The following is a 23,809-nucleotide window of genomic DNA, read 5'->3' on the forward strand; positions in this document are numbered from 1 at the left end:
AAGAAGTTAGTGCAAACAGAAACAGATGTCGACAGACACTTTATTCTGCCTCGGGCTCTGCCTCAGGGGCAACCTCGGGCTCTGTCTCAGGCACAACCTCAGGTGCCGGTTCCAATTCAGGTTCGCCTTCTTCAAACTCCAAACTTAAAATGCGTAATACCTCGTCCACCGTTTCTTCTTCCAAGTCGGTCTTTTCAATCAACAACTCGCGCGGAGCGTTCAGCACGGCCTTCGCTGTATCGATACCAATCGACTTGATGGCATCAATCACCCAACCGTCAATTTCGTCTCTGAACTCATCCAGATAGATATCTTCATCCTCAACAGCCTGATCCAACTCACGGAATACGTCAATGGTGTACTCGGTCAACATACTGGCAAGTTTGATATTCAAACCGCCTTTACCAATAGCCAGCGAAACCTCTTCAGGCCTCAGAAATACTTCTGCCTTACGTTCTTCTTCATTCAGACGAATAGAAGATATCTTCGCGGGGCTGAGGGCACGCTGAATAAACAACTGGATATTGGACGTATAGTTGATTACGTCAATATTCTCGTTGCGCAACTCACGAACAATGCCATGAATACGGCTACCCTTTACACCTACGCAGGCACCTACCGGGTCGATACGGTCGTCGTACGACTCAACGGCAATCTTGGCACGCTCACCGGGGATACGGGCAATCTTCTTAATGGTAATCAGTCCGTCATTGATTTCGGGCACTTCCATCTCGAACAGACGCTGCAGGAATACAGGCGATGTACGGGAAAGGATAATCTTCGGATTGTTATTCTTGTTGTCCACACGGGCCACCACGGCACGCGCCGTTTCTCCCTTGCGATAGAAATCGCTCGGAATCTGTTCCGTCTTGGGCAGCAGCAATTCGTTTCCTTCATCATCGAGCAGCAGCATTTCCTTCTTCCATATCTGGTATACTTCCGCATTGATGATATTACCCACCTTATCAATATATTTATTATAGATACTGTCTTTTTCCAGTTCCAAAATTTTAGAGGCCAACGTCTGACGCAGGTTCAGGATGGCACGTCGTCCGAAGTTCGCGAAGATTACTTCATCCGTCACTTCCTCGCCCACTTCATAAGAAGCATCTATTTTCTGTGCTTCCGATAATGCAATCTGCAAGTTCGGATTTTCCAGGTCTTCATCCGCCACTACTTCACGGTTGCGCCATATTTCGAAGTCGCCCTTGTCCGGGTTCACAATTACGTCGTAATTCTCATCGGTGCCGAACATCTTCGCGATCACACTACGGAACGACTCTTCGAGCACGCTCACCATGGTGGTTCTATCGATATTTTTCAGTTCCTTAAATTCCGAAAATGTATCTATCAGGCTGATAGTTTCTACTTTCTTGGCCATAGTCTTATTTAAAACTGATTAAGTATTTAGTATATTTTATTTCATCATACGCAAGCATTTCGTCTTCCTGCACCAGCTGGGGACGCTTGGCTCCTTCGGGTTTCACTTTCTTCTCTACAGTTACAGTGAAATGCTGTTCATCGGCTGCCTTCAGCACGCCGCACAACTTGCGTCCATCTTTTCTCAGCACTTCCACTTCTTTTCCGATGTGGTTGGTGTACTGTTGCAACACTTTAAATGGCTGTCCGATACCGGCAGAACCTACCTCCAACTCATAATCCTCATCCTCACGGTTCAACTTGGATTCGATGTATCGGCTCAACTCCACACAATCTTCAATCCAAACCCCTTCTTTGTGGTCAATTTCCACCACAATCTTGTCGTCCGGGCTGATAGCTACTTCCACCAGAAAGTACTCTTTTCCGTCCAGCCACTCGTCAACAATCTGACAAACAGTTTTCTTTTCTACCATTGATTAACTATATAAGAACAAAAAAAGGAGCTTAATTGCCCCTCCACCTTTCATCCATTGCGGTTGCAAAGATATAAATAATCTATTCGACTACAAAATATTAGAGAAAAAAAGAATGATTTAACGCTCCTGAAAGAAGAAAGTAATGCAAATGACTTCTGTAAAACCGCTTCGATATGGCAAGGTCGATTCTGACATTTTGTATTTTATGCATAAGGAGAATGCCGTATATCCGTCCTTCCGCCGGTCTGAATGGAAATACGCAAGTAAAAAAGTGTATCCGGCAGACTGACAGAGGGATACATAAATACGGACAATGCTGAAAAATAAAACAGACGCGGTTTGGCAACCATAAACTGTTGGTTTGCATTGGATATATGGATCGTAGGCGTTCCATATATAGATGGCAAGTATTAGATATATAGATCGTAAGCGTTAGATATATAGATAGCAGACATTAGATATATAGTTTTGAGGCGTAAGATGCATAGTTATCTTGCATAAAGTCTGTATAACGACAGTATATTATTCAATATTCCGTATTTATATTCCTTTAGGAGACAGAACAAGATGCTATTTCCACTCTTTTATAAAAACGGAGCGTAAGTAATACAGGCTTTTTACTATCTTTCTGCATACTAGAAGGCCAATAGTTCGAAATAAGGGAACTATTGGCTCTATCCATAGGAGGTAAAATGTACCTGAACTTTTATATATTTTTATTTATTCGGCGTATCCCATTTCCTGGTATCCGTACAAGTAATATTCAAAGTTTGATTACCCGTCTGTATGCGGAAGTCGCCTTTTTCCAGAATCCATTTGCCATCATAACCCACGAAAGCAAGGTCGGAGCCTTTCACTTTCAGCGTAACGGTTTTCGTTTCTCCCGGTTGCAGTTCTACTTTCTCAAAAGCACGCAGGCGGCGGATATCAGGAGTCAGGGAAGCGATCAGATCGCTACTGAACAGCAGAACGCTTTCCTTGCCGATACGGTTACCGGTATTCTTCACATCAACGGTGAAAGTAAGTACATCGTCAGCCGTAAAGTTGGTTTTATCCGCTTTGAGATTGCTGTAAGCATAGGTAGTGTAGCTCAATCCGTAACCAAATGCCCATTGCACGGACATCACGGCATCGTAATCATAAGCACCCGACATCTTTTCAAGGTCTTCGCACGGCTTGTAGTCGTAAGTGAACAATGAATTGATTTCCTTCGGATAAGTATAAGGCATTTTACCGCTGAAGTTGGCGTCTCCTGCCACGAGGTTTGCCAAAGCATCGCCTCCATAGTTACCCGGAAGCATGGTGTTGATAACAGCCTTTGCCAACGGTTCTATTTCGTTGACGATGCGCGGACGGCCTTCGTTCAGAACCAAAACAACCGGCTTTCCGGTGGCAGCCAATGCTTTCACCAGATTGAGTTGGCTTTCGGAGAGGAAGAGGTTGTTCAGGTTACCCGGAGTTTCGCAATAGGAGTTCTCACCCACACAAGCGATGATATAATCCGCATTGGCGGCAGCAGCTACGGCCTTATCTATTTCCGGAGCATTCTCTTCCCACCATGCGCCACCTTCCTTATAAGTGACACCCGGCTCATAGATGATATTGGAAGCACCGAACTTCTGAGTGAACGATTCAAGAATGGTGTTATAATCCGCCGCTAATTCATCCGCCCTGTGTCCTTGCCAAGTGTAAGACCAACCACCGTTGAGCGTACGCATGGAGTTGGCATTAGGACCTGTAATCAACAGTTTTTTATCTTTGGGTAACGGCAAGATGTGATCGGTATTCTTCAATAAGACCAGAGACTCTTCGGCAGCCTGCAAAGCAGCCGCAGCATGCTCTTTACCTCCGAACAGGGGGAAATCCTTGTGATTATAAGCAGGTGTTTCGAACAAGCCCAAGCGATACTTCATGCGCAGCACGCGGCGTACAGCATCGTCAATGCGGCTCATCGGCACTTCGCCTTCTTCCACCAATTCTTTCAGGTATGTACAGAAACTCCATTCATAAGGCACCATCGACATATCGATACCGGCATTGATAGCTATCTTGATAGCCTCTTTCTTGCTGCCTGCAATCTTATCGCGGGTGTAGAGGTTATTGATATCCGCCCAGTCGGTCACAATCATGCCGTCCCAGTTCAAGTCCTCTTTCAGCCACTCGGTCAGCAGTTCGTAGTTGGCATGGAAAGGAAGCCCGTTGTTCATGGCGGAGTTCACCATAACAGACAAAGCACCTGCCTTGATACCTTCGAGGAACGGAGCGAAATGTTTCTCGCGCATATCCTGCACGGTGATGGACGAAGGGGTACGGTCTTTACCGGAAACAGGCACACCGTAACCCATATAATGCTTGATGCAGGCGGCCACTTGTTGCTTTCCTATATGGTTAGGATCACTGCCCTGAAAACCGAATACGGCTTCGCGCCCCATTTCGGCATTCACGTAGCAATCTTCGCCGTAGTTCTCCCAATGACGGGGCCAGCGGGCGTCACGTGCCAGGTCGAGCACCGGAGCATAGGTCCAGGGGATACTTCCGGCCTTGGTTTCATAAGCGGAGATGCGGGCACCTTCACGCACCAGTTCGCGGTTGAAGGTAGCTGCCATATTGATGCCCTGAGGGAAGAAAGTTCCGCCCAATGTATAAGTTGTTCCATGTATCTGGTCTACACCATAAATACAAGGAATACCCATGACTTTCATCGATTTGTCCTGTATCTTCCGGATGATTTCTTCCCACTTCTCTTTGGATTGGGCAACGCCCTGGGGTACATTCAGGATAGAGCCGACTTTGTATTTGCCGATAACGGTATCCAGCAAAGCATCGTCTATCTGAAATTCTTGGGTCGAATTATCACGTTTGGTAATGACGTCAATGGTAAGCTCGGTCATCTGCCCAATCTTCTCTTCAAGGGTCATCTTCTTGAGCAAGGCTTCTACCTTCTTTTCTATTTTCCCGTCTCTTGGGATGGCAGGAGCCACTGTAGTTTGCGCCGTAGCGATCAACATCAGCCCGGAGAGGGCTGCGGATAAGATTAATTTTCTATTCATGGTATTGTTTTTGGGTTTTCGGAGGCAAAGATATGTCAAAAGTTACCACAGATCACACAGATTCACACAGATTATTTATATATATTGTATTCAATCCGTGTCAATCTGCGTAATCTGTGGGGATAAGTTTCTTATCTGAACAACATCGGAACGAACTCCGTCAGATAAATACGCCAGTTCTTCCAGATATGTCCTTCGTCCGATTCATAATAGGTATATTTATATCCCTTTTCATCCAGCAGTTTACGGTATTCCTCATTGGCTTTGTAGAGGAAATCCGTCTTACCGATGGCAATCCAGTAAAGGGCGGGATTCTTGTCAAACTGCACTTTCAGTTTTCCTTCCATATTCTCGTATATCGGTGAAGACACCTCTTTATTAGGCATAATGGCAGCAGAAAACAGTCCGATATAATTAAACATATCAGGATATTGCTTGGAAATATGCAAAGAATGGAAACCACCCATAGACAAACCGGCAATGGCACGACCGGATTTACTCTTTATCGTACGGTAGTTTTTATCGATGAACTTCACGATCTCGGGAAACGCCTGTTCATAAGATCCCTCCATTGTCTTGGGTAACTGCATTGTCGGGGGAACCATTCCACGGGATGACTCTCCGGGAGCAGCCTCCTGTGAAGCATTGCCGTTCGGCATTACTACAATCATAGGCTTTGCTTTCCCTTGTGCAATCAGGTTGTCCAGTATCTGTGCAGTACGGCCCAGGGAAATCCATGCCTCTTCATCACCCCCCATTCCATGAAGGAGGTAAAGCACGGGATAGCGCTTGCCGCTGGTTTCATAACCGGCAGGGGTATAGACCGTCATACGACGTTCCAGACCAAGCGCCGGACTATCATACCATATCCGGGAGACGGTTCCGTGAGGCACCGGATTGACTTTATAAAAATCGGCACGATCACCGCCTATGATAAATACGTTGGTTAAGGTGGACACATCACGGATCAGGTAGACATTGGCGGGATCGTTCATCCGCAAGCCATCTACTATGAAAGAGTAGCTGTAAAGCTCCGGTTTCAGAGGTTCGGGAGTAGTATATTCCCATACACCCTCCTGCCCTTCCTTCAGATCCACAATTCCGGGAGCCTCGAACTTAGCATTCTTCTGTACAGGCAGGAAATCTCCTGTAAGCTGTACTCTCACCGCTTTTGGTGCTTTGAAGCGGAAGGTTACGGTATTGTTGTCATGAATCTCGGGAGATACCACGGGAGCAGTTCCCCAAAGGGCTTGTTGTGCAAACATCGTCACACCAATTAGCAAGGCGACAGTTAAAGCTGTTAATCTTTTCATAAGTATGTATATATCAATGTTCACGAATATAGTTTATAATCAGGAAACAGGCAGGTTCGAGTACTGTGCCGTGATTGAAGCCTTGCAACTCATACAGAGTCACCTTCTTATTGCCGATATTCTTCGCTACGGAAGCGAATAAAGCGTTCTCTTCCCATCGATCCGCCATTTCCAGATTGCGGTCTCCGGTAATCAGTATGACAGGAGGGGTATCTTTACGCACACGGTTCACCGGGGCATATTCATCTATAATAGGAATACCGTTCGGCAACCCGCGTTCTTTACGAATCGTGAAATGAGTCACTGTTTGTCCGCTGACGGGAAGATAAGCCGCTACTTTATCGGCATCCGCACCATAAGCTTCCATGTACTTCTTATCCATAGCCAATATCAGTGCAAGGTAGCCGCCTGCGGAATGTCCGGAAACAAATATCTTGTCTTTACTGCCGCCATATTCCTCTATATGGTTGAATGTCCATGCCACGGCAGCCGCAGCATCTTCAATATAAGCGGGATTCTTGGCCTTAGGACTTAGACGGTAGTTCACCGCCACCACTGCAAAACCTCTGTTCATCAGTTCCTGGGGGATGTGTTTTCCACCGCCTTCCAGACCACCGCCATGAAACCATACGATAGTGGGAAAATCTTTTTTGTCCACCGGATAGTAGACATCCAGTTTGCAACGTTCCTTCCGGTAAGCGTCAGTCTCGGACTTGGCAATATACGGCAGGTCTTTTACGGTTTTATATACTTCCTGCGCATGCAGGGTTAACATACAGAATAATAGCAACAGAAGTGTCACTTTCCTTTTCATGGCATATTTGTTTAAAGGTTTGTAGCTGCAATATTAGGCAAATAATTTTAAAGAGCGGCTTCTTAATTGTTGAAAAGATTGTCTGTACGTTCAATTTTAATCATTACATTTGCGCAAGCATTCAATTTCTTACAATTATGGCACACCACTTGAATACCAACAAACAGTTTATGGTAGGCAACGGCATCCTAGCCTTTGCAGTTATTTTCGTTGTCGTCATCTTCATTTACATGAGCCTGCGCCTGCAGAAGCAGAAAGATGAAGACCGGAACTTTATCGAAACGTACACCATCACCCTGGAAAAAGGATTTATTGGAGACTCCCTGTCACTAATGATTAATGACAGCGTACTGGTGAATAAGAAAATAACCGAAGAACCATTCAGTATGGATGTGAAACGTTTTGCCGAACAGAGCGCATTGTTGATTGTGGATAAAGCAACGGATCAGCTATCCCTGTTTGAACTGAGTGAGAAAGGTGGTAACTACCGGTTTGAAAAAGAGAATGGGGAAGTAAAACAGTTGGCGCAAAAATAATTCACCACAGAGTAGCACAGAGTCTCACAGAGTTTAATCTATTGAAATAAAACTCTGTGAGACTCTGTGCTACTCTGTGGTGAGAACTTATTTCACCTGAAAATAGAACTTATGCTTCAGTGATTTTCCCGGCATCTTAAATGTCAGTTCCACAAAGTTCTCTTCATCTTCCAGACAGTCTTCGCTATTATAAGTTATCAGAATGTCTTCGCCACATGGCACAGCTTTCAGTTGGGAAGCGCAGTTAGAAGTAAGTTTCGGCATAGCAGCCGTAGTTATCTTCTTTCCTTTTATAAATAAGGAGACTATATAAGCATCCTTGCCGTCCGACTTTCCTTCGGCAGTGATAAAGGTTGGCAACTTCCGATAGTTCTGAACGACACCTTCCGCCCATTCGCGGCGTGTCTTATCGAAGAAGTATTCTACGGCGGGACGCATTTTTGTGATGCACTGGTCTATTTCTTCCACAGAAGAGATATCAGAAATATGCTCTTCCATCTTCTTTATCAAGTCCTCCATCGCACGGTCCTGCTCTTCAAACTGACGGACCAACGCTTTATGTTCGCTTTCAGGAAAGGGGTAGCGTATCGCATAAGCGTACGTTATCTTACCGGACTTCTTATCACGGCGTTTCTCCCAGTACGAACCATCAACTTTAGAAAGTGAGATTCCCTTGATAAAAGGCAAAGAAGCTGCACGGGTAGAACCTTCGGCCATATACTGATCGACAAACTCCGTGATACGGTCACCGTTACCGGAAGTCTGTTTCACTGTATGCGAATCCGAGAACTCGACATTCTGTGCCACAGCTTGAATAATCTGTCTCTTCACGCTTTCCAGGCATTGCTGACGCGCCTCTTCCATCGAACCAGTCTCAGCAGAAGCCACGATATAGCCGGACTCCGCAGACTCATACCAGACGGGAGCTTTCTTATCACTCTTCTCAACGACTTTATATGCCTGGGCAAACAATGAAACTGTTCCCATGCAGAAAAGCAAGGCAACCGTAATTCCTATTCTTTTCATCTTCATAAGCGGTTTTCCTTTCTTTATTTCCAATCAACGGGCAGATTATGGATAATCACTTTACAGTTATCCACCGTCATTTCTACATACGAAAGTGTAGCACAAGGAGTACTGACACCTTTGATTTCGAACACCTTACCTATTCTGACACCTTTTGGCATCTTGTTTCCATAAGTCCAGGAAGTACAGCCATTCGTCTCTATCTGAGAGAAATTAGTAAAGGTCGCACCATCCGGATCAATCGCCGAAGTCATACGAATAGTCGCACTGTTATTCGTCACACCTGTATTGGTGAAGCGGGCATAGACACGAATACTTTCAGCCGTTTCATTGCCTTCACAAGACACCAGTTCGAAAGAAAGGTCATTGCAGGAAACCGAAATCTTACATTCGGGCAAAGGAGACTTCTCAGGCTGCACGACAACCGGTTCAGGAGACGTCACAGGCTCTGCGACAGGAGTAGGTTGCACTTCCGGAGCAGGTTCCGGGGAAGCCGGTTCTTCGGGAGCCGGTTCAGGAGTAACAGGTGATTCTTGCGGCTCCCGCTTCCCTATCTTTTGCAATATACCCAACACTTCATCGTAGCAAGGTACCGTTTCGGGAACTATAGACAAATAATCCGCAGCTTCATTCAAGAGCCCGGCATCTATCAGCACCTCCGCTTTTTTAATGATGACAGGACAATTCTGCTGGTAGAAATCAGCAATACGCTTACGTGTAGTGCGGATGAAACGTACAAAAGCCGGATCGGTAACCTTGATGCCGGAGATAAGCGAAGCAATCGCATCGTCCTTACTCCCGGTAGCGTCTCCCTGTACCTCGATAACGGCCGTTCCATATACACTGTCGTCATACTTATTGCGGGCAGTCAATGAAAACTCACCTGTAACCAGCGTCACGTCCCGCAGTAATCCTTCCGTCTTCTTCGTCTCTCCGAGAACAAGTTCGGGCTGAATGACGAACGCATTGTAAAGTGAAGCAGTTCCGGCATTATTGCGGGCAATAATTTGCTCCACTTTCAGTTTCAGTGCATCCATGTTCTTCTGGCTTAATCCCTTCTGCGTGGGCGTACCCGCCACAAAATGAATGTTATCCTGCGCCGCCGCACCCAGCGAAACGAGCAGCAGTAAAGCCCATAGAAATCTATTCTTCTTCATAAAATGCAGATTTATTTAATGGTTACAGTCAACCCTTGCCCCATTGTAACTACAGAGGCAACATATTCTCCCCCTAATTTCTCATCGAGGAAGTTCTTCAGTTCGGTACTAAAGCGGGAAATGGTATAAGCGCGTCCCTGCGCTTCATCCCAAATTGGCACTTGTACGGACATATCGATCACCTTGTCGTTGCTGCGGCTCATATCGTAAACACCATTCAAGGCGTGAACCTGCAACCAGTCTTCCAATACGGTCTTGAAACTTGCGCTTCCATCGGGCACCGGCTGGTCAAAATCCCAGTCGGTGATGGATTTCGCCAGTACCATTTGGATAGCCATCTCACGACCATTCTTCACAATGTCATTGAAAGAGGCCTGCAACTTGGTAAAGAACTCATCTTTTACCTTTTTGAGAGCATAGTCCGTCAGCTTAATGGTATCTGTAGTGACGTACTTACCACTTTGGAAAGTGGCGCTTGCCAGATTGCCTGCCGTCTGAAATTCAGTTGCTGTCAGCTCCAGCGACACTTCGCTTTGACGTCTTGTATCAGTGGTTGTCATCACTTTGGCAGTCACAATGATATCCGCGCCCATATTCTGAATCATCTTAGTTACGGCATCAGACTGAGTACCGGCTGTCAGCACGTCATTCCGTTTCGCCCGTTTCAGTTGGGCAAGGAAATCTTTCGTCTTATATCCGCGTGAACTGAACTCACTGGTCATTTTGCTCACGGCATAACTCAACATCTGATTGTGATCCAGGATAGCACGTATATCTTCATCTTCCCTGGTATAAGGAACCACCGTCACCGTAGGCAAACTTACCTGGCTGTTGGGAGTGCCCACTGCCATACCAAGATTAGTCTGCACCTTATTCCGGTTCAGATCTTTCTGCAAAGCATCGAACAGAATAGTCATTTCCACCGTGCAGCGGTATTGCTTACCTTGTTTTTCCGGTCCCTCCGTAACTGTATAGTCCTTAACAAACACGGAATAACGGTTTTCATCGAAAAAGCGGCGGTCATAGTCAGGTTTTGCAGTAGAAACCATCGGATTTCCCTTATTGACTCCATCCACCCCCGTATAGAATAAGGTATAGAAGGCAGACTTCAATGCCATATTTGCCGCCTCTTTCTTCTTCTCACTGATACCCAGGGCACGGACAGTCAATGTGTTTCCCTGCTGTTGCAGAAAGACCACTTCACTGGAATAATTCTGTCCGCAAAGAGTGGCGGACAGAAATATTCCCAAAAGAAACATAAAACAATGCTTCATAATAACTGTATGGTTTTATTAGTTGAAAATCCCGCCCATCAATGTCTGTTCGCGGGAAACGATCTTTATCGGTTGCTCATCACGGATGGCTTTCATGATTTCTTCACCACCCTTCTGCACCTTACACAAAGAGATATCATCTCCTTCAACCGCCTTCACGGTCAAACGGCCGATTTCCTTCTTGGCTTCGCGTCCGGCAACTTCACGTATGGCATAAACAGTAAATTTCTGGGCTTCTTTCACACCATTCATGGAGCCGAGGTTAATGTACACTTCCTCTGCCTTGCCCTTCTTCTCGCTATTTACTTCAAGGATAGTTCCTTCCATTTTGAAGTATTCATCCACAAAGTCGCGCATGCTGTATACCGCACTTTTGATAGTGTTGGCAATGGCTTCTTCCTTATTGCCACCGGTTCCTCCGGTCAGTCCGCTGTGCTGGAACGTCTTTGTACCGATCAATGTACCGTTCTTCGGATTGATAACTTTCAGTGTATAAGATACTGAGCCATCATAATATCCTTTTCCATCTCTTGTCTTATAAGCAGCAGTCATAGAAGATACCTGACCTGTAATGATGAACTGTGCCCCCAATTCTTCCATCACTGAGAGGCGGTCCATTTCATTATCGTCACCCGAAGAGATATTAGCAGATGAGCGACGTTGCGATTCAATACGCAAGGCATCCTGTGCATCCACATCAATCAGAATCACACGTTCCATCTTCTGTATACCCTCAATCACCGTATTACGCAAGCCCTCTACCCACGAGAACGGTGCATCGCTGGATCGTTTGAAATAGTCAATGAATACCGTAGGTTTTCCCTTCGGCTCATCAAAGTTCTGGCAATAACCGGCAAGTGAATATACCACACAAAACACTAAGAGTACAATCTTTCTCATAAACTTCTTGAATTATATAATTTAAACTTCTGAACTTGCATCTTACTTTAATTTTTCAAAAATAAACATTTGTTATCAAACCGCAAGAGCGTTTACGTTTATTAACTCAAAAAAGAAATACAATCACGGAAAACAGTGACAACCCCTATACCGTGTACCGATTGTATCAGAATCATGTCCGCATCGTACCCGAACCGTATCTGCACCGTACATTCTCCACTCAGAGGTACCTCTGACCGAAGGAACTACGGAGTTGGTACGGAGCAAGTACGGCTCAGATACGATTTAAGGGTAAGCCAAGTCGTGATAAGTGAGTCGGTAAGTCGCGGTAAGTGTACAGTAGCAATATGTGGCACGACTTCAAGTGGTTAAAACTCCGTGCGATATTGCCTCAATTCTTTCCGCAAAGCTTGGGCTTTTCCTTCCGTCAATTCATCGAGAAGTGCCCAGAAACGCTCTCCGTGATTCATCTCACGAGTATGAGACAATTCGTGCAGAAGTACATAGTCTATCAGATGTTTCGGCAACAAAACCAGATAGTAAGACAGGTTGATTGTGCGCCGTGCCGAACAACTCCCCCAGCGTCCACTGCTGGAATTGATTTTTACACTTTGGTAAGGCAGATTGTGTTTCTGTGAAAGCATATACAGACGGGGTGGAAGAATGATCTTTGCATTACGACGCAGAGCCTCCTCGATAACTTTACGTAACCATGCTTGTAATTCCGCATCAGCAAAATCAGCTCCCGGCGGACAGATAATCTGCATCTCTCCCAACTCGGAGCGTGAAAGGAAACGTTCGCGCTGTCCGCTTACAAGACTTAATTTGAAGAACTCCGTATCAATCCGAAAATTTAAGTCTATCAGAGGATGAGTATGTTTTTTCCGGGCCACCCGCAAACGGGGACGCAGTTCTTCTATCGCATTCTTTATCTCTTTAAGTGTAGTTCCCGGTGGAATGGTTACATAGATAGCGTCTTCCCGCGTACGAAAAGTCAAACGCCGCGCACGGGTATTCACTTTAATAAGAAAGCGTCCAAGTTCATTATCTTCCAATACATTTTCCAAAACGACAAAACCTCCCAATGAATAAACAGACAAATAAACGAAATATCGTTCGAATATACAAATGACTAGATACCCAAAAACGGACAAGTGTCCGAAAATGAACACTTGTCCTAAAAGAATGCACACTAATTATCAGCACTTTATTAAATTGGCATGAATATTGAGTTATAAGATGCAACCGGACGTTGCCAAAAAAGTTTCTGAAAAAAGAGAAAAAAGTATGCAACCTTTTTTAAGCAACTTACGTCTAATAGATAAACAGGAATAATATAAATGAATAATTATAAAACTAAAAAAGTTATGAAAAAGTTAGCAAGCCTCCTTACATGCATCTGTTTAATCCTTAGTACAACAGCGTGCTCACAAAGCAAGAACTACAGTTCAGGCAACTGGGGTAGTAAAAAAGTGATAGCCAGCAACAAATACGTAACAAAGGACATCAAGGTAGATAACTTCAAGAAAATCAGTGTAGCTGGTAGCCCCGATGTTACGTTTACTCAAAAGTCGGGACGCCCCGAAGTAGAAGTCTACACCTCGGACAATATTGTTGATTTGTTGGATATTAAAGTAAAGGACAACACCTTATATATAGGTTTCAAGAAGGATGTCAATGTGTCTTACAAGAAACTGGAAGTACGTGTATCTGCCGAAACTCTGAATGGAATTTCTGTTGCCGGTTCAGGGGATGTCTTCCTGAAAAACGGTCTCCAGACTAATGACAATTTATCAATCAATGTTGCCGGTTCAGGAGATATCAAAGGCAGTGGCATCAAATGCAATGATATGAAAGTATCTGTAGCCGGATCGGGCGATATCAATGCTGATAATATTACTTGTAATAACCTGAAAGTATCCGTTGCAGGATCGGGTGACATGGTATTGAGAAATGTAACAGCTACGGGCACGGAAGCAAGTGTGGCCGGATCAGGCTCGGCAACTATTACCGGTACAACCCAAACAGCTACTTACAGCGTAGCCGGATCAGGCGATTTGCTTACAGAAGGTTACGAGGCTCAACGCGTTACCGCCAGTGTAGCAGGCTCGGGCAGCATCAAATGTTTTGCAACCGAGTTCCTGAAAGCACGCACCAGCGGCAGCGGAAAGATAGGCTACAAAGGAAATCCGGAACTGGATTACCCGAAGAAGAGCTTGTACAAACTTTAAGATTCTCTCTTACGATTATTATAAAAAGGATAGTTTAACAAACATCAAGCGAAAGGGGTTCCGGGAGGAAGCCCTTCGTTGTTTTTATACAATGGATATATAGATATTGCACATCCAGAATAGTTTATCTGCCTGTATTTAGCATCTTGTCGCATCTATATGGACTATTTGTCGCCTGTCATTTCTCTTTTCCAGCTAATAAATAATGTTTATGGCTTAACTTTGCTCGCTATATTTCTAAACATAAAAAGAAAATGAAGATGAAAAGAATTTTTAGGCTATCTTTATGCCTGCTTACTGTGTTTTTATTGGGAGCTTGTTCTTCGGATGATACTCCGGTTGCCAATGTTCCGCAACTTTCCGGAAACATAACGTTTGACCGTACGCGGGTGGGAGTAGGCCAGCCTGTGAAAATGAGTTTTGCTTTGCCCGCGTCAGTCAGCCCGGACGTGTTGAAAGCAGAGTACTCTTTCAATCTGGGCGGTATAGCCGATTTGCCCGTAGAGGCGGAGAATAATGTCTGTACCTATACGTACGCCTTCAGAGAAGCGGGTACATACCCGGTTAGTTTTAAGGTACGCTACTTATTCAACTATCCTGATGCGACGGGCGAAATCTACAGAGACGATGTCATAAAGAAAGATTTGCAGGTAGTGGCTTGCGATGTGCGTAATTCTTTCTGGGGTGATAACCTTGCAGAGACGCAACGGAACTGTGGCAGTGTGCTGGAGAAACAAGAAGGGAATACCGACCTGTATGCCGCTGTCTTGAGTAGTGAGTTCGGTTCTTCAGTGGAGGGAGGTAAAGAGACGACTGTCGGCTACACCTTCAAGAATGATAAGCTATATATGGTGCAGGAAGTAAACCTGTTTGATACACAAGTGCCTTTCACTTTAGTGTTCCAATATTATAGAGACATAAAGAAGATGTATGGTGAGGCTGTTGAGATAAACTGGAGTTCGGACACTGAAAAGAATAATGGCTATTTCGACGCTTACGTGAATGGTCGTGACAAGACAGCTCTAGAAGCGATGAATGTATTCCTGACAACGGAAAAAGGAGGATGGGTTGCTTTCAACTTCGAGAAAGAAAACACCATGATGGTAGTGCAGTGTTACAAGAGCAACGATAAGTGGGTAGTGAAACGCGCTTATAGAGAGAAAGAATAACAGGAATTGAAAGTATTTGAAAATAGTCCGTCTCGTAAGCCGAAAAGCAGATCGCAATTTGGGCATACGAGACGGACTATTTTCATCTTATCTTAGCAACAGCTCAGAGGGAAGTGGAATTCCCGTGATTTTCGTTACAGGAAGAAATTGTCTGCCCTTCTCCTATCAAAGGTAGGGTGTTACCGCGGGCATCTATACAGCAATCCTTTATGGAAGCCTGTGAGGTGGCTTTGCCTGCTATGCTTCCACGCACGGTTGTTTCTTTGTCGGCATTGACCGACAGAACGGCGTGGTTATTGCAAGAATGCAGCGAGGCACTACCTGATACCTGGCCGCAAATGCCGCCAACGTAGGTACATCCGCTACCGCGATGTATGTCGGCATAGTTGTCGCAGTAGCGGCAATCGAGGTTGGTGGAGGAAGAAGAGTAACCGATGATGCCGCCTGAACCGGAACTGACAGCATCCTTTATTCGGAATGTGCCGTAATTGCTGCATTGGCTGATGGTTACGTTTGACTGGGCATAGCCGATGATGCCACCTACATACGTCTGGGTGCTGCTGCTTGCGGCATTGTCGGTGGCTGACACAGAACCACGGTTGATACAACCATTCATAGTGAGTGGAGCATAAGTGCTTCCCATCAGTCCTGCAACGTGATTCCCTCCTCCGGCACTGGTGATTCGACCGTTATAACTGCAATTGCTGATGCTGTAGGGCACAGTTCCGCTTATGTAGGCTATCAGTCCGGCGGTATGGGCTGCTTGTGCAGTGCTTCTTGGGTTATTTTCCACATCCGCCAAAATATGCAGGTCCTTTACGCTCCCTTCACTTGCCGCACCTATGAATGCAGCGGTAAAACTCTGGCATTTCATGACTCCTTTGACTATATGCCCGTCCCCGTCCAAATGTCCTTTGAAGTAAAAGAATTTACCGTCTACCCCGGTTTCATTGTTGTGCCCGCCAATCGGGCTCCATTTGTCGGAATTGATTAAGATGTCCTTGGTTAACCGGAAATACTTCCCGGCATAATCGTCCCTGTTGACATACTGTATCAGTTGTTGCAGATTTTCGGTAGATTCAATGATATACGGATCTGCTTCAGTTCCGCTTCCATTATACTCCATAGGAGTTACAGCATGAGGATCATCATATTCTATTATTTCCTCACCGCTTTTGCTGAGGCTGAAGTTCATGGCGCGGTAGCGTTTGCCTGCCTCGTAGGTGACTTCAGAAGAGAGCGTTTGCGTCTTCACGTAACGCGTGCCGTTCCGGCAAACCACAGTGGCGGTAAGTTCGCCTGCCGGCAAGGTGGTGGGAACCATCATGAAGTAGACGCGTAACCCGTTGGCAGGCAGGGTTTCCGTGGCTTGCGAGGGGATTTCTATGTTCTCCAATCCGACACTTAGGTTTCTCGTCCGGCTGTCGGCGATGCCGGCGGCGGTGGAGGCGGAAAGGGTTTCGTAGAAAGGCTTTTCGCCTTCGTAGTGGAGCAGGAAGAGGCAAGGTTCGCCGTCAGCTTTCGGGTCGTAGCCTTCCAGCGTGAGGTCGAAGCGCATGATGGCGAGCAGATGCTCGAAGGGAACGAGGGAGGATTCTATTCCGGTAATACCGGTAGCACGCATGTAGTCGTAGGTAGAGAGGTGAGCGGTGGAATTGTTGCCGTTCTGCACTTGTCCCGTCAGAGAGGCTTGGGCTTCCTGCCACGTGTTTCCGGTGCTGCGGGCAGCAGGATAGAAGAGGTTGAAAGAGGTGTTCGCATCCACATCTTCGGCAACGTTTCCCGTGAACTGGGCGTGAGCGTTGTCACCGGTTGCGGAAGCCTCGCTATAGGTGAACAGGGCGGATGTTTCCTGTCCCACTACTTCCTGCACGTGCGGTGTGGTATAGAATCCTTTGAAGGCGTCTGTCGGTTGCCAGCTCAGGGCCATGCCTGCCTCGTTGTTGTCCTCATACGCCATGCGCGTGTCGGGGCTTGGACGGTTGGCATCGGGAGTTGCGTCCGGGTTGCCGGTGTTATCGCTGGCGGATGCTGCGGTACTGATGCTTCTTGTGCGTAGTTCCCTCATTCTTACCCCTTCGTTCTCCGTACAAGAGGAGGCGATGATCAGTCCGGCCATCATCGCGAACGGATAAATGAACTTTCTCATTCTACTTTGAGTATTTTTTTAGATTGTCAGTTTTCTATAGTCAGTATATCATTTATCAGGTCTTCCAGTTCGCTGGTCGAGGCATTTCTTCCACGGTTGCGGGCCGAAGAAGAAGGGAACATGCTGCCGTCGCCGTAACCGGGCACCGAGAAACTGCCTTGCATCACCGGTTCGCTGGTTTCCAACGGAATGATCTCTATGGCCGGAGCCGTGTATGGCTCTTTGGAGGATGCTGTTTTCAAGTGATTTTCTGTATTCATACTAATTATTCTTTTGATGTTGGTTATTTGATAGTTTTTATCCTTTATACTCAGATTGTTTCGCATGCCAGTCCGTTTGTTGCGTCAATAGCGGAAAGAGGAACTGCGCATATAAAGAAACCGAGTTCCGCTTGCTACCTCGTCCGATGTGCTGCATTCGGTTGTCTTATTGTATGTCATGGTTATAAATTCAGGTTCGCTGGCACTGTTCCTGCCAATGATATAATTGCTAGAAACTTCCAATCCGCTTTGCCTGTCGGAATCTCTTTCTTTAATGTTGTATTTCCGGTGTAATTCTTCCAGATCCTTCAGTGTCTTTTCTTGTGTAAATATCTCCCAATCCTTTGGCCTGTCGGCGAAAGCTACCATCGGGTTACCCGACCACATATTAGGACTTGCCACAAACATATACGGACCGTATTTATAGAACAATCGAAGCTCTTTTCCCAAACTGTATAAAATAGTTTGCCTTAATACATAGTCGGCCGAATAGGTTTCTGTGCTGTCGGTGGGGGTGATGTCCAAGTCACCGGCGTTGTAATAAAGTGTGGGATATTCGCTTCGTTTCCCTATAGGTGTCAAAGTACATTCCAAGTCTTTCCATAGGATACGGTAGAGCGAATCGCTTGTCACAGCAAGTCCTTCGTTCCGCACCTCTCCCGATATGATGGGGTAGAAAGAACGGAGCGCATATTGTTTTCCCTTTATCCATATATATTCGGATATGGTCTCTACGATAGCCTGGTCATCGGCTCTCAGATATTCCAACCACCATTGATTATGGTATTTCATATCATCCGTTATGAGCTTCTGGCAGTCGATCTGCCGGTATTTCTTGTCGTACACTTTCGGGAACATGTCGTCTTCATACTGAATCTCTATGCCAAGTTGTGTAAAGACGAAGTTCCGCGCTTTTTCATCGGTTATGAACTCGTAGATGGGGAATAGCTTGAAGTCTATCAGTTCCACATTGTTCTTTACGGGGTCTTGAAGATCAAGACGGATGGATTTATACCATTTGTCTACAATATTGTCGCCAAGCACGTCTTTTTCGCAATTGATGATTTCCGTTATGTAGGTCACATCTCCTCCACGCGCCGAGATGCTGCGCGACTGGCGGGTCGATGTCTGGCTGTAAGTATTGGTCTGTCCCTCTTCCATTTTGAATCCACACATGTTGAGGAATGAGGCTTCGGCGGCTACGGAAAGCGTTGTCTTGCTGTCTAAGGCAGCACGCTCGAAGGTGGAACAGAACTCAAGTTTTCCGCCCAAATCGGCATGATAGATGACATGGGTACCGTAAATGCGGAATAGTTCGTCCGTATATTCTGTAGCCTCGTCAAGATTGTCTTTTCCAATGGCATCACTGATTTTATTAATACAGTTTCGGAAGCCTTCGGTCAATATCTTTGGATTATCCCGTGCTATCTCTATCAGACTGTAAGGGTCGATATGTCGGGAAAGGGCTTTATAGTTGTTCATGATGGTGCAAAATGAGTAGGCATTGGTCTTGAGATCACTACGTGCATAGCTCCCCTCCACGTGTGCTTGGAAGAAACCGACATCCAGTCCCAATCCGGCATGGGCGGATAGCGACTTGAGGAGTTGTTCACTGTCTTTTCCTTCCAGAATGGTGGTTACCATATCGGGCGCGGAGTCATCCACGATACATGAGGTCTTGTTCTCCCGTTCGTACAGCCGCAAGGCAGGCAAGCTTATCACTTGGTCGCGTACGCTGTTGTAGCTTGCATATTTACCGAAGGCATCGTAGCCATAGCCCACACCGTATGAACGCATCAAGGCTCCCGAATAGGCTTCTCCCACCGTCTGGCTCAGGCTGCTTGCCTGACGCAAGGAGTAGGTGCGGATTATCGCGCCTTGCCGGTCAGTGAATTCAAGTTCACCGAGGCGTTCCTCTTGATAAGGATTTTGCTCCACTTCGATGGTGAGTGGCTCGCCGCTCCGTACGATAGAATCGGACAGGAATACAAAACCTTCCTTTGTCCGTATGCGGCATCCTTCCAATCCGGCCAGTCTCTCTGCCGTCAGAGTGTAATCAGAATATCCGCGTTTCAGGAGAATCTCATTTTCCGTTGCGATATGAACTTCATTCTCCTCCATTGGAACTTGAAAGCTCTCATCTTGGCAGGCAGTCAGTACAGCCAGGATAAGGATATATTGCAGCTTAAGAATTTTCATAAGGTTTTGTTGGCGTTATTTGTTAATCAAAAGTTTCAGCTACCATATAAATCGGTAAAAGCAAGGTAGCACAATCGGTGGAACCTATCGTTGCTAATTGATAATCTTTCATGGATATCCGGCTGGCTCTTCCTGATTTGGTTATTCTGGCAATATCGAGAAGGGAATCCTGTTTGGAGGTCATGTCCCGAATGGGGAAGACAATAGCTTCCGTGTCAAATTTATCATAAGAACTACCGGATAAATGGCGAAAAGCCCCTTTGCCCCATTTTAGTCCTAATAAATTGCTTAGATTGCCGGGATTTAGTTCGAAAAGAACCTTTTCGTTTCCGTTACATACTTTCATCAGACTGTTTATCTGATTGTCAGTGGGGAGATAATGATTAATGTCAGACCAATAAAATGCTTGATATAGATCGTTCGTTGGCTTGCACATGTGAAATTTATTGGCACCTTCGGACTTATTGAAAGGAACATAATCTGTATTATCTATAATATCTCTCTTTTGCAGGCTATAACTGGCTTCGAACCACATCAAGGGACCTACCTTAATTAAATAGAGCTTGTCGTTCTCGTCGTCTCCTGCGCTATATATTATCTTTTTAGATGAGGCCCGAAGAGGGTGTACGGAGGTTATCGAATGTATACTATCTTCTACGATGTATTTGTTGTTTTGTTTTGGGGGCATTATCTGTACGGCAGCGTTATAGAAATATAATTGTTTCAGCGATTTGCTATTTGCGTCGAACAAATGCGCAAATTGGGCATTGTCGTACCTGACAGAATCGTTGGGCTCATAGAGGCAATTATTGCCCAACCAGCGTACTGCACCCGGATGGTTATCCGCATCGCCTATGAAAACACCGCAATAAAAGTATGGTTTCTCTTCGATGAATGGGTAAGCTATTATGACGGCGTCATCACGACGAATGGCCGGCACATACTCCTTTACAAATATAAAGTATCTGTTTTTGTTGCGGGTATCTGCTTTCAAGGCACATGAACTTTGTCTTTGTAACCATTCCTTGCGTACAATATCTATTTCTATCCGGGCCGGTGTATCTTCCGGCTTTGGCGCCATCTCCGGTGAATTGGTATATTTGGAAAAAGCAATCTGCACCAATCTGCGCTTGTCGGGGTCGTTGATTATCTCGTATATGGGTATCAGACGGCATCCCACCATACCCACATTGTACTCTTTTCCGGTATCGGCGGGGTCAATGTTGAACGACGCCTGCCATTTCTTTATCTCGTCAGGGGTGATCTGGCGTTTCGCATTGACTGCTGCCTGCATGACTCCATGTGTCTTGGAGTCTCCGCCTACGCAAGTCAGGTCGGCCTTGTAGTCGATGCCTATCTCTCCTTGGTATGTATCGTATGATTGGCTGCTTTGTCCTTTGTTTTTTCCGAACACCTTCTTCGTGACGGTAGTGACCGAATGCTGCGTTTCGATGGAGGTCTCGCGAGTGATCGTTGTATGCAGTTCGAGGCTTCCCCCCAAGTCAGCAGATACCACCAAGTGGGTTCTGAATTTATTGAGAAAAGCGTAGGCGTTGTTTTCATTAAGTTCTTTCAAGGCTTTGCGGAATTCCTGTGAGTAGAGCGGGGAATCATCACTTGTGGCTTGGGAACGGAGCATACCTATATCAATGGTACGTGAGGAAATAATCTGCTTCAAGCGCACAAGACCGCACACCTCTTCGATAGTCTTGTTACGGTAGATGTCGGTCTGGGTATCCGAGATCTTTCCACAGCCTAAAAAGGTAGCCTTGCTATCCATGTTTCTTGTCAGCTTTCCAGCCAGTTCGGTGATGGTGGTACCGGAGAATATCTCCAGATCCTGATAGTGGCGACGGTCTTCGGAGATGATGGTGATACCTTTGGCTTCTTCCGCTTCCACCACCTTGTCATAATCCAATACCGGATTGTCGGAATAGCTTCCATCCGACGCATACTCTTTCATGATGTCATACCCATATCCCATACGGTGTTTTTTCTGCATATCTCCCGTCAGGGTGGCGTTATCCTCGTCGTTGTAGCCCGACTGACGGATGCGTACCTGCACCCTGTAAGTGTCCGGCTCCTTGGCATCGGCAATGGTAATGACCGCCACGCGGGCAAAGGGTTCCGTGTTCTCTCCCACGTCGAAACGTATATACTGCGACTCGCTCCCTTCCGTAGGCGTGAGGGTGAGCCATTCCGATTCGCAGGTGGCAATCCAGCCGCTGCCCTGACACTCCACATAGAACGCGTAATAGTCCGCCGCACTCTTGATGCGCCAGGGATTTTCGGGCACGGATATGCGGATGGGTCCTGAAACCAGTTCTTCGGGCAGGTCGATAAGTCCGTCATCATCATCGCGGCAAGAGGTTGTGGCGACGGCAAGGCACAACAGCAGGGTGAGAGGAAAGAGTAAACGTTTCAGCATCTTTGATTCTTGATTTATGAGTCTCTTATTTTCAGGCAACCGTCGGTTGCAATCTTCTATTTATCATCTTCTTTTTTATCCAAACTTCCTTCTTTGTCCACATAGGCTTTCAGTGCATCGTGGGCGGTCTGGTCGTTGATGAGCAGGTAGATGGGTACCAATTTCATGTCTATCATGACAGCTGTGGAAGGCTCCACGCTCTGTTGCCACGACAGCACTTGCTCGTTCTCCAATACACCTCCCGTCGCCAGGATGCAGACCTCGTTCACGTTGCCGCCACGTATGTTCACTTTGGCTTCGGTCTTCTCCAGGATATTCTTTTGGTCCTGGCTATAGTCCCCTTCGCCTTTGACGTCGATGCCGATACTGACTTTCAGTTTGAATTCGAGCGCGCCTCCGGCGGTCATACCGTCTTTCAGCAATGACTTGTCCACGGAGATGTAGTAGTCGAGCACGCACCCCATGACGGACTTGCTGATGAAGCAGGGTCCCACCTCGCTACAGAAGTCCTTGCAAAGTTTCTCGATGGTGGTCTGCGAATTGCCTGCCGCCTTTATGTCTTTGGTGAATTCCTCTACCTTCTGGATGAATCCCGGCGCATAGACTTCGTTTCTCAGTTCGGGTCTCTCGTTCACCAACGCCACCATGTTCATATAGTTAATTTCGCGCGTGAACTGGTAGCTTTTCAGCCGTTTCACGCCATATTCCTTGTCCTGCGTATTGGTAGACGAACTACCGTAGTGTCCCTTTACGTCGATGGCGAACGCATTGAAGTTCAGGTTGACGGAAGCGGCCACGGAAAGTTTTCTTGACAGGTCTTCTTGCGAAGTAGCGGTGCTCACCTCTTCTTCCACCTGCGGGTAATACTCATCGGTGATAAGATCATAGCGTATCGCCTGTTGCAGACTGTCGAGGCGTCCCAGGTTGAAGAGCTGCATATTGGTGCCCAGGCAGTAGTTAGAGTTAGGCTGATAGGAGTAGCCCGCCCCTTTATTGGAAGAAATCATTTTCTTAACGGCTTCCATATCGGGTGTAGCCTTTTGGCTGGCAGCACGTGTGAAGGTGCTTTCACCGTTGCGGGTAGCGGCTCCGTTGAGGTGCAGGGTGATGTTCCCCTGCCGGGCTTCGCTCCAATTGCATCCCACGTAGATGGGTATGAGGTCGGGACCTTCGCCTTCGGTGCGTAGTGGCGCCAAGAAATCTTTGTCCACTTCCAGTTTCCACGGACCTTCGGCATTTACTTTTATGAAATATTCGCCGTATTCCGAAGAAAGGTTGTCTACGGCATTCCCCCCACCGTCCACCAAGGTAAACGGAGAAGTTGCGGGAACTTCCTCTTCCACATCGGGATACTGCACGAACGACGTATCACTGCCGCATGATGTGATGCCGACTGATATCGACAAGGCAAGTATGCCTGCCGCTAAGTATTTTTTCTTAATCATGA

18 protein-coding genes are annotated in these 23,809 nt (G+C 46.3%); 3 read left to right on the forward strand and 15 right to left on the reverse strand.

The annotated features are described in order from the left end of the window. Nucleotides 1-40: 40 nt before the first annotated feature. From nusA to K429_RS0108640, 5 genes are all read right to left on the reverse strand, one after another. Nucleotides 41-1,381: a transcription termination factor NusA gene (gene nusA, locus K429_RS0108615; RefSeq protein WP_007210916.1), complete on the reverse strand. Its 1,341-nt coding sequence runs from the start codon at nucleotides 1,379-1,381 to the stop codon at nucleotides 41-43. Nucleotides 1,382-1,385: 4 nt separating this feature from the next. Next, on the reverse strand, nucleotides 1,386-1,853 hold the full coding sequence (rimP, locus tag K429_RS0108620) for a ribosome assembly cofactor RimP (RefSeq protein ID WP_007210917.1): 468 nt from the start codon (nucleotides 1,851-1,853) through the stop codon (nucleotides 1,386-1,388). A gap of 719 nt (nucleotides 1,854-2,572) precedes the next feature. Next, a complete protein-coding gene (locus K429_RS0108630) occupies nucleotides 2,573-4,906 on the reverse strand; it encodes a glycoside hydrolase family 3 N-terminal domain-containing protein (protein WP_026366637.1) in 2,334 nt (777 codons plus the stop codon). Nucleotides 4,907-5,037: 131 nt separating this feature from the next. After that, on the reverse strand, nucleotides 5,038-6,219 hold the full coding sequence (locus K429_RS0108635) for an esterase (protein ID WP_022208419.1): 1,182 nt from the start codon (nucleotides 6,217-6,219) through the stop codon (nucleotides 5,038-5,040). A 13-nt stretch (nucleotides 6,220-6,232) separates the two neighbouring features. Further along, on the reverse strand, nucleotides 6,233-7,033 hold the full coding sequence (locus K429_RS0108640) for an alpha/beta hydrolase (protein WP_007216864.1): 801 nt from the start codon (nucleotides 7,031-7,033) through the stop codon (nucleotides 6,233-6,235). A 137-nt stretch (nucleotides 7,034-7,170) separates the two neighbouring features. Here K429_RS0108640 and K429_RS0108645 point away from each other — a divergent pair, with 137 nt between their 5' ends. Beyond that, on the forward strand, nucleotides 7,171-7,569 hold the full coding sequence (locus K429_RS0108645) for a hypothetical protein (RefSeq protein ID WP_007210926.1): 399 nt from the start codon (nucleotides 7,171-7,173) through the stop codon (nucleotides 7,567-7,569). Nucleotides 7,570-7,656: 87 nt separating this feature from the next. Here K429_RS0108645 and K429_RS0108650 read toward each other — a convergent pair whose 3' ends face one another. The 5 genes from K429_RS0108650 to K429_RS0108670 form a co-directional block, all read right to left on the reverse strand. Continuing rightward, complete coding sequence (locus tag K429_RS0108650; protein WP_022208417.1) at nucleotides 7,657-8,595, reverse strand: hypothetical protein; 939 nt, start codon at nucleotides 8,593-8,595, stop codon at nucleotides 7,657-7,659. A 23-nt stretch (nucleotides 8,596-8,618) separates the two neighbouring features. Then, the gene (locus tag K429_RS0108655) at nucleotides 8,619-9,752 is read right to left on the reverse strand and encodes a hypothetical protein (protein WP_007210928.1); all 1,134 of its coding nucleotides are present in this window, start codon (nucleotides 9,750-9,752) and stop codon (nucleotides 8,619-8,621) included. An 11-nt stretch (nucleotides 9,753-9,763) separates the two neighbouring features. Next, the gene (locus K429_RS0108660; RefSeq protein ID WP_044096583.1) at nucleotides 9,764-11,026 is read right to left on the reverse strand and encodes a DUF6175 family protein; all 1,263 of its coding nucleotides are present in this window, start codon (nucleotides 11,024-11,026) and stop codon (nucleotides 9,764-9,766) included. An 18-nt stretch (nucleotides 11,027-11,044) separates the two neighbouring features. Next, complete coding sequence (locus K429_RS0108665) at nucleotides 11,045-11,926, reverse strand: hypothetical protein (RefSeq protein WP_007210930.1); 882 nt, start codon at nucleotides 11,924-11,926, stop codon at nucleotides 11,045-11,047. A gap of 368 nt (nucleotides 11,927-12,294) precedes the next feature. Continuing rightward, nucleotides 12,295-13,011 (reverse strand): SprT family zinc-dependent metalloprotease, encoded by a 717-nt coding sequence (locus K429_RS0108670; RefSeq protein ID WP_026366640.1) that lies wholly within the window; start codon nucleotides 13,009-13,011, stop codon nucleotides 12,295-12,297. Nucleotides 13,012-13,293: 282 nt separating this feature from the next. On the opposite strand from K429_RS0108670, the gene K429_RS0108675 reads away from it, so the two are divergent. Further along, the gene (locus K429_RS0108675; protein ID WP_026366641.1) at nucleotides 13,294-14,157 is read left to right on the forward strand and encodes a head GIN domain-containing protein; all 864 of its coding nucleotides are present in this window, start codon (nucleotides 13,294-13,296) and stop codon (nucleotides 14,155-14,157) included. Between the two features lie 260 nt (nucleotides 14,158-14,417). After that, nucleotides 14,418-15,326, forward strand: coding sequence for a hypothetical protein (locus K429_RS0108680; protein WP_081750902.1), 909 nt, complete (start codon nucleotides 14,418-14,420; stop codon nucleotides 15,324-15,326). A gap of 103 nt (nucleotides 15,327-15,429) precedes the next feature. Here K429_RS0108680 and K429_RS0108685 read toward each other — a convergent pair whose 3' ends face one another. The 5 genes from K429_RS0108685 to K429_RS0108705 all read right to left on the reverse strand — a co-directional run bounded on the left by K429_RS0108685 (nucleotide 15,430) and on the right by K429_RS0108705 (nucleotide 23,807). Next, nucleotides 15,430-17,475 carry a hypothetical protein gene (locus K429_RS0108685; RefSeq protein WP_026366643.1) on the reverse strand — a complete coding sequence of 682 codons (2,046 nt, stop codon included), beginning with the start codon at nucleotides 17,473-17,475 and terminating at the stop codon, nucleotides 15,430-15,432. A 26-nt stretch (nucleotides 17,476-17,501) separates the two neighbouring features. Next, nucleotides 17,502-17,735, reverse strand: coding sequence for a hypothetical protein (locus tag K429_RS0108690; protein WP_007216855.1), 234 nt, complete (start codon nucleotides 17,733-17,735; stop codon nucleotides 17,502-17,504). A gap of 84 nt (nucleotides 17,736-17,819) precedes the next feature. Next, the gene (locus tag K429_RS0108695) at nucleotides 17,820-19,934 is read right to left on the reverse strand and encodes an MAC/perforin domain-containing protein (protein WP_026366644.1); all 2,115 of its coding nucleotides are present in this window, start codon (nucleotides 19,932-19,934) and stop codon (nucleotides 17,820-17,822) included. Nucleotides 19,935-19,956: 22 nt separating this feature from the next. Further along, nucleotides 19,957-22,362, reverse strand: a complete 2,406-nt coding sequence (locus K429_RS0108700) for a BACON domain-containing protein (RefSeq protein ID WP_155923389.1) — start codon at nucleotides 22,360-22,362, stop codon at nucleotides 19,957-19,959. Between the two features lie 56 nt (nucleotides 22,363-22,418). After that, nucleotides 22,419-23,807 carry an MAC/perforin domain-containing protein gene (locus tag K429_RS0108705; RefSeq protein WP_081750853.1) on the reverse strand — a complete coding sequence of 463 codons (1,389 nt, stop codon included), beginning with the start codon at nucleotides 23,805-23,807 and terminating at the stop codon, nucleotides 22,419-22,421. Nucleotides 23,808-23,809: the final 2 nt, after the last annotated feature.

The organism is Bacteroides sp. 14(A), assembly GCF_000526555.1.
GTDB classification, from domain to species: Bacteria; Bacteroidota; Bacteroidia; order Bacteroidales; family Bacteroidaceae; genus Bacteroides; species Bacteroides cellulosilyticus.

Bases quoted from the DNA above. Each gene is read 5' to 3' on its own strand.
- nusA (WP_007210916.1), bottom strand. From the start codon at position 1,381: ATGGCCAAGAAAGTAGAAACTATCAGCCTGATAGATACATTTTCGGAA.
- rimP (WP_007210917.1), bottom strand. From the start codon at position 1,853: ATGGTAGAAAAGAAAACTGTTTGTCAGATTGTTGACGAGTGGCTGGAC.
- K429_RS0108630 (WP_026366637.1), bottom strand. From the start codon at position 4,906: ATGAATAGAAAATTAATCTTATCCGCAGCCCTCTCCGGGCTGATGTTG.
- K429_RS0108635 (WP_022208419.1), bottom strand. From the start codon at position 6,219: ATGAAAAGATTAACAGCTTTAACTGTCGCCTTGCTAATTGGTGTGACG.
- K429_RS0108640 (WP_007216864.1), bottom strand. From the start codon at position 7,033: ATGAAAAGGAAAGTGACACTTCTGTTGCTATTATTCTGTATGTTAACC.
- K429_RS0108645 (WP_007210926.1), top strand. From the start codon at position 7,171: ATGGCACACCACTTGAATACCAACAAACAGTTTATGGTAGGCAACGGC.
- K429_RS0108650 (WP_022208417.1), bottom strand. From the start codon at position 8,595: ATGAAAAGAATAGGAATTACGGTTGCCTTGCTTTTCTGCATGGGAACA.
- K429_RS0108655 (WP_007210928.1), bottom strand. From the start codon at position 9,752: ATGAAGAAGAATAGATTTCTATGGGCTTTACTGCTGCTCGTTTCGCTG.
- K429_RS0108660 (WP_044096583.1), bottom strand. From the start codon at position 11,026: ATGAAGCATTGTTTTATGTTTCTTTTGGGAATATTTCTGTCCGCCACT.
- K429_RS0108665 (WP_007210930.1), bottom strand. From the start codon at position 11,926: ATGAGAAAGATTGTACTCTTAGTGTTTTGTGTGGTATATTCACTTGCC.
- K429_RS0108675 (WP_026366641.1), top strand. From the start codon at position 13,294: ATGAAAAAGTTAGCAAGCCTCCTTACATGCATCTGTTTAATCCTTAGT.
- K429_RS0108680 (WP_081750902.1), top strand. From the start codon at position 14,418: ATGAAAAGAATTTTTAGGCTATCTTTATGCCTGCTTACTGTGTTTTTA.
- K429_RS0108685 (WP_026366643.1), bottom strand. From the start codon at position 17,475: ATGAGAAAGTTCATTTATCCGTTCGCGATGATGGCCGGACTGATCATC.
- K429_RS0108690 (WP_007216855.1), bottom strand. From the start codon at position 17,735: ATGAATACAGAAAATCACTTGAAAACAGCATCCTCCAAAGAGCCATAC.
- K429_RS0108695 (WP_026366644.1), bottom strand. From the start codon at position 19,934: ATGAAAATTCTTAAGCTGCAATATATCCTTATCCTGGCTGTACTGACT.
- K429_RS0108700 (WP_155923389.1), bottom strand. From the start codon at position 22,362: ATGCTGAAACGTTTACTCTTTCCTCTCACCCTGCTGTTGTGCCTTGCC.
- K429_RS0108705 (WP_081750853.1), bottom strand. From the start codon at position 23,807: ATGATTAAGAAAAAATACTTAGCGGCAGGCATACTTGCCTTGTCGATA.